7 protein-coding genes are annotated in these 8,818 nt (G+C 71.0%); all 7 read left to right on the top strand.

Features of this window, described 5'->3' with window-relative positions:
* Nucleotides 1-130: 130 nt before the first annotated feature.
* The 7 genes from ACTIGN_RS13815 to ACTIGN_RS13785 all read left to right on the top strand — a co-directional run bounded on the left by ACTIGN_RS13815 (nucleotide 131) and on the right by ACTIGN_RS13785 (nucleotide 8,742).
* The gene (locus tag ACTIGN_RS13815) at nucleotides 131-1,414 is read left to right on the top strand and encodes a tyrosine-type recombinase/integrase (protein ID WP_439624731.1); all 1,284 of its coding nucleotides are present in this window, start codon (nucleotides 131-133) and stop codon (nucleotides 1,412-1,414) included.
* A 536-nt stretch (nucleotides 1,415-1,950) separates the two neighbouring features.
* Nucleotides 1,951-2,322, top strand: coding sequence for a helix-turn-helix domain-containing protein (locus ACTIGN_RS13810; protein ID WP_439624730.1), 372 nt, complete (start codon nucleotides 1,951-1,953; stop codon nucleotides 2,320-2,322).
* Between the two features lie 118 nt (nucleotides 2,323-2,440).
* Nucleotides 2,441-3,355, top strand: coding sequence for a DUF5131 family protein (locus ACTIGN_RS13805; RefSeq protein WP_439624729.1), 915 nt, complete (start codon nucleotides 2,441-2,443; stop codon nucleotides 3,353-3,355).
* Nucleotides 3,356-3,516: 161 nt separating this feature from the next.
* Nucleotides 3,517-5,475: a hypothetical protein gene (locus ACTIGN_RS13800; protein WP_439624728.1), complete on the top strand. Its 1,959-nt coding sequence runs from the start codon at nucleotides 3,517-3,519 to the stop codon at nucleotides 5,473-5,475.
* A 417-nt stretch (nucleotides 5,476-5,892) separates the two neighbouring features.
* The gene (locus ACTIGN_RS13795) at nucleotides 5,893-6,162 is read left to right on the top strand and encodes a helix-turn-helix domain-containing protein (RefSeq protein WP_439624726.1); all 270 of its coding nucleotides are present in this window, start codon (nucleotides 5,893-5,895) and stop codon (nucleotides 6,160-6,162) included.
* A gap of 34 nt (nucleotides 6,163-6,196) precedes the next feature.
* Nucleotides 6,197-7,204, top strand: a complete 1,008-nt coding sequence (locus ACTIGN_RS13790; protein ID WP_439624724.1) for a hypothetical protein — start codon at nucleotides 6,197-6,199, stop codon at nucleotides 7,202-7,204.
* The gene (locus ACTIGN_RS13785) at nucleotides 7,201-8,742 is read left to right on the top strand and encodes a hypothetical protein (protein WP_439624722.1); all 1,542 of its coding nucleotides are present in this window, start codon (nucleotides 7,201-7,203) and stop codon (nucleotides 8,740-8,742) included. Before ACTIGN_RS13790 ends, ACTIGN_RS13785 begins: the two co-directional genes overlap by 4 nt.
* The last annotated feature ends 76 nt before the right edge of the window (nucleotides 8,743-8,818 follow it).

Genomic DNA, 8,818 nt, shown 5'->3' with positions numbered 1-8,818 from the left:
CCCGCCACGCGGCGGGTGCGCACCGGCACCGAGCTTATCGTGAAGAACATCTAATTGGTAAGGAAAGGGTGGCAAACGGTAACGAATCGCGCTAACCACCACGTGTCCCGTCAAGGGGAGCGACACGCACATGGCCAATCTTGGGAAAAAAGGCGACACCTTCTGCGTCCGGTTCCGGCTCCGCGGTAAGGAGTTCAAGAAGTCTCTGAAAACGAGGGACGAGTCCGCCGCCAAAGCCGCACTCCACCTGGTCGAACTTACCCTCCACCGCCTCCACACCGGGCAGGCCCGCGTCCCGGACCGGATCGACCCCGGCGACTTCGTCGTCAGCGGCGGCACCCTCACCGAACCCGTCGAGGTGCCCGCCGTGGCCGGGCCGGCACCGGTGCTCCCGTCCACGCGGGCGCTGACCGAGGAGTACACGACTTCGCTGAAGGCCCTCGTCGCCCCCTCGTACCACGCCAGCCAGGCCATGCACCTGAGGCACCTCCTGAGGCACCTCGGGGGCCGCGGGGACGAGCCGTGCGACGCGTTCACGGTCCGGGACCTGGACGGGTTCGTCCAGGCCCGGCTGGCGACGCGGCACCCGAACACCGCGGAGCGGGAGCGGATCACCCTGCTCCAGTTCTACAAGTGGGCGGTCCGGCACGAGTACCTCGCGGCCTCCCCGGCCGCCGGGCTCGCCCCGATCAAGGGCGGCGAGGACCGGCCCCCGTTCCGCACCGCCGCGGAGATCGAGCGGGTCATCGCGCGGGGCGGGCTGACCGACGAGGAGCGGCTCGACCTGTGGGACACCCTGTACCTGGGCCCGCCCGAGATCGCCGGGCTGCTCACCGTGGTGCGGGCGAACGCGGCCGCCGACCACGCCTTCTTGCTGTACGCCATCCCGGCGTACACGGGGATGCGGCGGGGCGAGGTGCTCCGGTTGCGGTGGGTCGACGTCGACCTGGACGAGGGGTACGTGTCGGCCCGCAGCCGCAAGCAGTCCCGGCGGAAGCGGGAAACGGTCCGCCGCATCGTCCTGCACCCCGAGTTGAAGGCCGAGTTGCTCGCGTGGCGGGAGACGCGGCCGCGGGGACAGTTCGTCGTGTGCGAGCCGGACGGGACCGGGCCGATCAACAACGACCGGGCGAACCGGGTGTTCTGGCAGCCGATGCGGGGCACCCCGTGGTGCCTGGACAACGGCCGGGATTTGTTCAAGCTCGGGTTCCACACGTACCGGCACAGCTTCGCGTCGAACCTGGCCGCGGCCGGGGTCGACCAGCGGGTGATCGACGAGTTCATGGGCCACACGACCGAGGCCATGCGGAAGCGGTACCGGCACCTGTTCCCGAGGGCGAAGTCGTCGGCCATCGAGAGCTTCTCGCTGGCCGCGCCGCCGGTGGTGCCGCGTGACCGGGCGAACCCGAGTTGAGACCGTCTTGGTGCGGAAGCGGTCGGCCGCCAACCTCAATGACGGTTGCGGGGCCGCAACCGTCATTGAGGTTGGCATGCAAACCCTTGACCGGTGGCGTATACTGTCCCCACGCGACGGGACTGCGTGTCGTCGGTACGGCAGGCAGCATGACCGACCCTGACCGGCGGTCGTCCCCGAGATGTTCTGGCACTCAGGCACTCAGACTCGGAGCCACTGTCCCTGCCCACCTAATCTGCCGCTCCCGCACCCGGACCGCGCAAGCGATTCCCGGATCGGGTAGTGAGGCTTGCGGGTGGATCGACCCGGGGGGCGACCGAGCCACTTAGCCATCTCGCCACGTTTCAATCGCATCCGGTCAGCAGCGGGACGGCCCGCAGGTTCTCTGGACACGTGCCCCCGGCACGGTGTCCCGGGTGCGATGTCTGCCACACACCAGAATCTGCGCGCGGTCCTGCTCTCCGTCATCCCAACACGGAGCGGCTCATCTGCTGGTGCCCTCGCGGCACCCAGACGATGAAATCGCTGACAGGGCTATGGACCACACACCACTTCACCGGGCCGCGGCGCGGTCCCACCCTCCGCCCAGCCCCGCCGGCGATCCGCCGCCGTGGGCCGAGGCGCTCCTCGCCCGCGTCGAGCACCAGGAGCACCTCCTGGTTCAGCTCCTCGACGCGCTCCGCGCCAAGCGCAAGCCCCACCTGACCGTGGCCGAGGCCGCCGACGCCGTCGGCCGGTCGGCGTACACGGTGCGGCGGTGGATCGCCGAGGGCCGCATCACGGCCATCCGCGTCGAAGGGGACGGCCCGCGGGGCCGTCTCCTGATCGCGCGCGAGCAACTCGATCGCCTCATCTCCCGGGGGATGGGCGGCGACATCGCACCGACCGACCTGGGCGAGCCCGCCTGAGGTGACCACGCGCCCCGTGGGCTACTCCGCGGGTGCGACCCCGATACCCACACCGACGGCGGGATCACCGATGCCGCCGTCCACGACCCCCACACCCAACATTACGACCGAGACACCCATGACGATCCAGTTCCACGAAGACACCGGCAACCGCGGCATCGAATGGTGCGACGAGACGCGCAACCCTACCGGCGGGTGCCTGCACGGCTGCCGGTGGGTGATGCCCGACGGCACGATCGCCAACTGCTACGCCGGCGACCTGGCCGAGCACGGGGTCGCTGCGGCGGCGTACCCGAACGGGTTCCGGCACCACTACTGGCGGCCGCACGAGCTCCGGCAACTCGGCGCGGAGGCGGTGCCCCGGCTGATCTTCAGCGGCTCCATGTCCGACATGTTCGCCCCGGCCGTGCCGGCCGAGCAGGTCCACGCGATCCTCGACGCCCTGCGCGGCGCGCGGCACCACGCGTACCACACCTTGACGAAGGCCGCGCCCCAGCTCCTGAAGTACACCGACCGGATGCCCCCGAACCTCTGGGTCGGCGTCTCCTCCCCGCCCGACTGGTTCATGGGCCGGCGGCTCACCCGGACGCAGCAGGAGGCCATGCTCCGCACCAGCATGAAGGTGCTCGCCGAGGTCCGGCGGCGGACCGGCAACCTCGTGTGGATGTCGGCCGAGCCGCTGTCGTGGGACCTCGCTGCGGTCATCGGCTCCGAGCACCCGCTCGACTGGGCGGTGATCGGGGCGGCGAGCAACGGGCGGCGGACGCACCAGCCGGACCCGGCGCACGTCGAGAACCTGCTCCGGGTCCTCGACGGCACCGGGACGCCGGTGTTCTTCAAAGGCAATCTGGGCCCCACGTTCGCGTCCCACGATTTTGGCGAGGAGAACCGGAACCGCTGGCGCGAGGACTTCCCGATGCGGTACCGGGACGGCCGGGAGATCCCGGCCGTCGCCGAGGGCAGCGGCGGTGCGTCGAGCGCGGGTGGACGCGGATCAGCCTCCCGCTCCTGTGACCGCGGGGGCGCACCCTAACTCGCCCCCGGTTGGGGTGCGCCCAGAGCACGTGGGGCGGTTCGTTGCTCCGCCCGCAATTGTCCGGGGTTCCAGAGATGATGCGCTCGCCCCTAGTCCACGCCCGGATTGTTCCGGGCGTGGTTCTCCCGATCTTCTGGCGACGTAGCCCGAGTTGCGTCGTGATCCTTGACCCCGGGACCGAGATGGACACGTCTGCCGCGAGTGTGTGGAGCGGTTGCCCCCTGCCGGGAATGGTACTGGGCATGGTGTGGCCGGAACCGGCCAATGCGACCGACGTGTTTGCTGCGTCGTCCGCCGGCGGAATGGTTCTCGTCCCCGGGGTGAGGCTGGACGAGTTCTTGCGTGCCCACCAGAACGCGATCTTCGCCGTGGACCTCGAACGCCCCCACGGGTTCGACGTGACCAACAGCGCGATCAACCGCATGGTGACCGAGAACCGGCTCTACGACGTCGGGCTGCTGGCGGAACTGACGCACCTGGCCGCGCCCGGCGTCGCTACGTCGCTTCCCAAGCGGCCCGTAGGCGAGCACTGGGCGAGCTACAGCAAGGATCTCCGTGACGCCGCGGTCCGACTGATCCGATTCGCCGAGGCCGCCGTCGGGCGTGCCGACGCCCACTCCGGTCACGGTGCGGAGCGGTTCGGGCTTTTCGGCATCGGCCTGGACGTCCGCGGCGCGGTCGCCGCCTCGCGTGGCGCTCCGGGTGTGCGGTTGACCGGCCCGAACCGCGACCGGGTGTTGGCCGCCCTCGCCGAGCGAGAAGAGGTCGCTCGGTCCGCGATCCGCGTGAGTCCTGCGGCGCGAACGCTGGCGAACACGCGGGGTGGAGCGGCGTTCCTCGGCACGGGGCTGTTGGGCGAGGACGTCGTGGCGAACGAGCGGTTCGCGGCCGCGATCCTGGCCGACGTGCGGATGCGGGGCCTGGTGCCGGTGCCGTACCCGGCGGACCTCTCGCACGCTTGCTCGTGGGACCTCCTCGCCCCGCACAGCAAGGTCGCCGCCGCGGCGGCGGAGCTGAGGGCCATCCACGACGCTCGAAGGGCGTTGGGTGACGGTGAAGTCCTTCACCCCCGCATCGGGGTGTTCCCTGAGTTGCGAGCACTGACCCCGGACGTCGGCTACCTGCGGCGGGTCGTCGGCAAGAAGATCTTCACCCCGCCGGGGAACGAGACCACGTTCCTGATCGTTTCGCTTCGCGAACTCGCACTCCGATCCCTGGCCGTGTGCCTGGAGGACACGCACGACGACTCGACCCTGGCAGGGCGGCTCCGGGACCGGACGAACGCCCCCCTCGTCATGGAACTCGCCCGGGCGGTCAGCGGGCTCGACCGGAACGAGTTCATCGGGGCCGCGGCGAGCGAGAACGGGCGGGCCTGGAGCGCCATCGCCGCAACGGTCGCCCGGTACGTCCCGCTCGGGATCAGCGACCAGACCCTGGAGGCGTGGCTCACCGGGTACGAGACCGGCTTCACGCCGTCCGCGCGTCAGGTTGCTGCTGCGCGGCGCACCCTGTTCGCGTTGATTCCCGGGCTCGCGGGGTACTGCGAGTCGAACGTCGCGGGACTCATCGCCGGCAACCTTGGCGTGCCGCCCGAGGAGGTCACCCGCGTGTTGGGCGCGAGCACCGCCGCGCTCGGCACGGGCGAAAGCGAGTCCGACACCTTGGGAACGCTCGACGTGCTCCGCACCAGTCGCAAGGGCTCACACGAGGTCCGCGACCAGTTGGTCGCGCTTCTCGGCTCGGACCGGGCCTTCATTACGAACCCCATGGCGTGCTGCCCGGTGAAGAGTCCGGCCGCCCTCGTGGACGCCCTGCTCGCTACCACCTACTCGTCACCCACGGGTCGGATCTACGCCGACGCTCTTCCGCTTCAGGTCGTGGGCCGCGACCACGTCGAACTCGCCGACGGAGTTCGCAAGGCGGTGTACCACGCACTCGTCGCGGGCGGGTTCCCGGTCGCGGCCTTCGACGACGGGGAGTTCGTCGCGGTGGTACCGGCCGGAGGCAACACTGCCGACGTCGAGCGGGCAGCCGTGGATCGGGTACGCCAGGCCCTTGCGGGGTGGGCCGACCTGGTGGCCGAGGCGGTCGAGGCGCGAACGTCGCTCGTGTGGTGAAGCCAGGTACGGCCGGGCACCAGGATACCGGCTCCGTCGCGTGGTATTGCATGTTGTTGCGGGTCGTGTACGATGACTCTCGACAGGCGGGACTCTCGGTAACCCGTCCTGTCCCCGGCCGCTCGGCCGGGTCAAACTACCGACGGCTGCCGCGTGCTGACTAAGGGCGCGGCCTTCCTGGGCGGGTTCTTGACCCGCACGCCGTCGTCATTTCATCGATCCTGATCGTACCTGACGCACTCGCGTCGCCTCCCTCCCAATAGGCCGTCACCCACACTCGCGACCAGCCGGGTTCTTGCCCGTCCCGCCGCCGTTGCGCGCCGTGACGGGCCCGACTCAGGAGTCGCAGTCATGCGCACCCGGCGGTCCCCCTCCCAGCCCCCGACCTCTCCCGTCACGCCCGGCGTCAGTCCTACGGTGGCGGACCTCACGGCCGCACTCGGTCCGGTCCTCGACCGTCTCGAAGTGATCGTCGCTCGCCTCGATCGCGCCGGCCCGGCTCACGGCACGCACCTCACCGTGACCGAGCTCGCGCGGAACGTGGGGCGGAGCGAGTACCGGGTCCGCGCCTGGATCAAGGAGGGCCGGATCGCGGCGACCAAGGTCGCGGGCATCCCCCGGTCGCGGTGGCTGATCGCGCGCAGTGAGCTGCACCGGCTCCTCGGCAGCGGCGCAACGGCCAAGTGACCCCTCATCACTCTCGCGTACCTGGAGTCCACGTATGTCTCGGAGCCATCAGTCCACGCCGAAGACGCAACAACCCAGTAACCCGACGACCGTTCCCGTCGTCGGTTTGGTCGCGGTCCAGGGCCTTGAAGCGGTCGCGTCGGCCGCCCCCGGGGCGGAACCGCCGCGCGAGGAACTCGTCCCGGAACTCCGCGCGGGCCGCCAGCCCTACCCCCTCGTCGTGGCCGGGACCACGGTCATCTTCGGCACCGCGCTGCTGGCCGCGGCCAAGGCGATCGGCGCGAAGAGCATCGTGGTCGAGACGGTCGCGGAGTTTGCGAAGACGCCCCCCGGCGACTTGTTGTTCCGGGCGGCGGGCCTCTACCTCCGCGCCGCCGAAACCCGTACCGAGCCCGAGACCTTCCGGCGGCGGCTCCTCGTCGCGGGGCTGTACCAGGCCTGCACCGGCCACCGGCAACGGAAGAAGCCAGCCCAGGCCGGCCGCGGCAAGGGGGCGGAGTTGCGGGCGAAGCGGTCACAGCTCGTTTTTGAGGTGTTCGGCCGGCGGCCGCGGTCCCTCGAGCGCGACCTCGTGCTGATCCACCTCCCGCCGGCTGTCCCGGACGCGGTCCGCCTCCGTCGGCTGCCCGAGCGGGACATCGAGGCCGTCGCCAACCTCACGCTGGAGGAGCAACTGCGGCTCGTCGGACTGCTCGCCCGCGGCACTCCGTTCGCCGAGGCCAGGGACGAGATCCTCGGGCCGACCGACGGCCGGCACAAGTCCCCTCGTGGGGTCCGCCAGGCCATCAGCAAGTCGATCCAGTCGGTGGCCCGTGAGGCCCGTGGGCGTGAGGACACGATCGCACTTCGCGCGGACGAGTACCCGGACGCGCGGTACGTCCACGGGTTGCTCGAGCGCTGGCTGGCGGTGCCGCCCCCGGTCGAGTCCATCGACGACTTGGTCCGGGGGGTCGTCGACGACGTGCGTGGCCGGGCCGACCAACGTGGGGCCGGCTCTGCCGCCACCCGCGGCGGCCGCGGCGCGGCGGGAGGGACGCCGTGACCCACTCCCCGCGTATCCGGCCGGTCAGGGCCACGCACACCGGCCAGTTCGTCGACTTCGCCCCGGTCCCCGAGGGCGGTGTCCTCGGCGCGCTCCGGGTCGGGCGCGTCGAGGCCGGCGGCGTGAACGGCACCGAGTTCGCGCTGGTCAACCGGGCCCTCTTCGCCGCGGTCTTCACCCCGACCGGCAAGATCAAGGTGCGGGTGTGGTCGGGGCTGGAGCCCGTCTGCCGGGGCCTCCTCGCGTCCAATGGCGTGCCCGTCGTCGACAATCCCCGGCCCGCTCGTGTCGAGCCCGACGCCGCACCGGAACCCGAGCCCGACGCCGCACCCGACGCGAGGGTCACCGACCCGGCGGTCGTGCGGTTCCTCCGCGACCGCGAGCGGGGGCTCGTGCGGTACGGCCCGGGCGTCGAGCCACTGTTGCTCGCGACCCACGTGTGCATGGCGTTCTCCGACGCGAAGATCGTCATCATCCGACGGCGGGAGGACGCTCGTGCGCTCGCGCACCTTCTCGCCCGGCACGGCATCACCGCTGAGACCACGGGCGGCGGGTTCGTCCCGCATGTTCGCCAGCGCGTGGTGGTCACCCTGCTCGGGCAGATGGGGCTCGTCGAGCTCGACGGGGCCGACGTCGTGCTCGTCGTGGACGCGCTCCACGCGACCTGGACCGACCCGCTCACGGCCGCGCCGCTCACCGACCCGAACGACCCGACGGTGCCGCCGGTGCGGACCGCGGTCGGGCTGCTGGAGCGCCTCGTCAACGTCGCCACCGCGAAGGTGTTCGGGTTCCTCCCGATCGACTACCCGCGCTCGCCCTTCGATATTGCCCGGTCCTGGCAGCTTTACGGCCCGGGCGAGCTGCTCATCCCGACCGTCGGGTCGATCGAGCGGCCGGTGCAGGTCGCGTTCCTGAACACGCACGTCGACAACTCGGTGAAGAACACGATCCCGTACATCGGCAACAAGATCCGGATGAACCCGGCGCGGAACCGGCGGCTCGCACGGGTCGCCCGTGCGCTCCAGATCGGCGACCACGAGGAACTCGTCCGACTCGTTCCGACCCTGGCCGCGATGCCGCACGTCGGGGTGCCGCAGCACGTGCTGCTCTTCGCCGAGTCGCTCAAGCAGGCCACGGCGCTCGCAATGTACCTGCCCGACTGGCCCGTCGTCTCCGGCCTCGGCGACGACACGTGCAGCCTGAAGAACGGCGCGACCGTCGCCACCCGCGGGGTCATCGCTACCGCCCTCGGCATCGAGGCCCTGAGCGGCATCGAGTACGGCGTCGTGGTCCGGGCCGACGCCGGGAACGGTCTCGTTCCGCTCCCGAAGAACTGGAGGGTGACGACGGACGTCGACGCCGGACCGATGCTCCTCATCGACGTCCGCGACACCGGGCACCCGCTCGCCGCACTCTGGTCGCGACAGCGGGTGCGGGGCTACCGGGCCTCGGGCTGGGAGTTCGTCGGCGAGGACGCCAACGTGGGCGCGTGGCTCCGGTTCCGCGAGACGGTCCTGAAGCGGAGGGGGTCTACGTGAGCATCACCAACTGGAAGATGTTGAACGGCCGGTGGCGGCGGCCGAAGCCGTCGCCACGGTGGCGGGCCCGGCGCAC

The sequence above is a fragment of the Gemmata sp. genome, assembly GCF_051859125.1.
Lineage (GTDB): Bacteria > Planctomycetota > Planctomycetia > Gemmatales > Gemmataceae > Gemmata.
Note: the sequence above shows the minus strand (reverse complement) of the source record. Positions and strands in the feature narration are given on the sequence as shown.